Origin of the sequence: Hydrogenophaga flava NBRC 102514, assembly GCF_001571145.1 — a bacterium.
In the GTDB taxonomy this organism is placed as follows: Bacteria; Pseudomonadota; Gammaproteobacteria; order Burkholderiales; family Burkholderiaceae_C; genus Hydrogenophaga; species Hydrogenophaga flava.
Map to the genome: position 1 here is coordinate 1 of NZ_BCTF01000060.1, position 2,064 is coordinate 2,064.

The 2,064-nt window shown below is 57.6% G+C and carries 2 protein-coding genes; one reads left to right on the plus strand and one right to left on the minus strand.

The window, feature by feature from the left end; all coding sequences use genetic code 11:
* Window positions 1-294 (minus strand): hypothetical protein (locus HFL01S_RS24955; protein ID WP_174525265.1); only part of this gene is annotated, 294 nt, incomplete at its 3' end.
* 183 nt (window positions 295-477) lie between these two features.
* Between HFL01S_RS24955 and HFL01S_RS25325 the strand changes: the two genes are divergently transcribed.
* On the plus strand, window positions 478-2,064 hold a 1,587-nt coding region (locus HFL01S_RS25325; RefSeq protein ID WP_157539126.1), incomplete at its 3' end, for a trypsin-like serine peptidase.

Consider the following 2,064-nt stretch of genomic DNA (forward strand, 5'->3'; position numbering starts at 1 on the left):
GAACGCCAACCTCACCGCGGCAGAAACACCAGCCCCTACACCAGCAGCAGGTTCAGCAGCACGCTGAACCCCAGCAGCAGCTTCCACAGCATGGTCGGGTCGCGCTGGATCAGGGGGGGTGGCGGGCGGAGCGGTGAGCAGCAGGTAGAGCGTGACGCCGAGCGCGTACAGGTCGCTGCGCACGTCGGCGGGCTCGGCGTCGGTGTCCACGCCGCTGCCGTGCAGGCGGAAGCCCCACTGTTCGGAGTTGATGAAGCTGGCCGTGCCGGCGTGACCGACGCCGCCAGCGCGCACCGTATTGGTGCTTCACGCCAGTTTAGTCAAGAGGCCCTTTGTCGAGTGGTCCGACAGCGCCATCGCGGTTGGTTTCTCTGCCAAAGGCTGGTCGAAGAGGTCATGAAAGAGGCCAGGATGCCGAGCACGGGATCTGCTTGACCATCCATACAATTAAAAGACTCATCGCTGAAGGGAGTTTTCATGCCCAAACCAACATTTGGCTGGTTTTCACTTGTCACTACTCTCATGCTGGCCGCCTGCGGAGGCTCAAGCGCACCCCCATCGGCGGACGCAGCCAAATCATCCGTTGCGTCGATTCAGCCTGAGACGGACCACCAGGAAACAGCGCGCATTAACCGTGTGGATGCACTCGTACGGGAGACCGATCCCCACAAAGACGGGGCCGGCGCCGAAGACCCTGTGGTCCAGGTGGCGGTGGATGAAAAGGCAGGACTCAGCCCAACGACCGCAGTCGACCTGGGCACTCCGGACACGACCCAGCGGGAGCAACTGATCCGCAACAACCGAAAATCCGGACCGCAATGGGTGCCCAAGGCATACCAGACGGGATTCGCCAGACACGCAGCACCAACGGGAACAGTCAAGCGCACCCGCACGACACTGAAGTGGTCTACCACGGAATCGGGCCTACAACGAGCGCGTCTTCGCTTCACATCCAGTGGAGCCAAAGCGGTTCGACTGGGAATCCAGGTCGAGAGCATTCCTGATACGGCCGTTTTCCGCGTGTATGCCGAAGGCAGCAAGACTGCCCAGCAGACCACTGGCGAGCATATCAATCGTCTGATTCGTGCAAACAAACAGAGGGATGGTGATTCGCAAGCATCACGAACCTACTGGACTCCGGCCATCACGGAAGAAAATTCAGTACTCGAAATAGAAGTGCCGGGCGGCTCTGATACAGAGAGCCTGTTGTTTGCAATACCAACCATCAATCATCAAGTAGAAACAGCCCTCGAAGTCAACAATGCATTGATTGGTGCCAAAGCCACCTGCTTTTTGACACCAGATGCCACATGTACCACGCCACTCCCCCCTGCCGCCAATGCTGTTGCCGCAATGGATTTCGTCGATGGCGGCAACAGCTACACATGCACCGGAACCCTGATCGCCAATCGGGGAGACACGCAGCAAAATTACTTTCTCACAGCCAATCACTGCATCAACACCCAGAATGCTGCGAGCTCACTTGCAACCTTGTGGCTCTGGAGGTCCAATGAATGTAATGGCTCCACACCCTACACGGGCACGCTCACACAATCAACAGGAAGCATTTTCCTTCTTGGCAGGCCAACATTTTCCGGCACTACCCGTAACCCCATAGGCACCGACACCACACTGCTGAAGCTCAACGCGCAGCCGCCGACCGGGGTTATCTATGCCGGGTGGCAACACCTTCGTCGCCCTGCAGACTCCTCTACGCCCTATATGGGCCTGCACCACCCTTTTGATGCAGCTCTGGATCGTCAACACAGCGACTACTTGCGCCGCAGCGACAGCCGACTGGTCAATTACGGCATTCTTTTAGGTGTAGATCAGCAAGGCTATTGGCTGGATGCGAAAAATGACGACCACTACCCGATGTACGAGGTCAGCCACTTCTCTGGCGTAACGGAACCTGGAAGCAGCGGATCGGCATTGTTTGCCGATGGCTCAAGCAACAATCCGCAAATTGTTGGTCAACTATGGGGAGGAGCGAGCAGTTGCGAAAACCCAAGCGGCAAAGATTATTACGGCCGGTTCGATATTGCCTATGAAGATGGCTTGGTG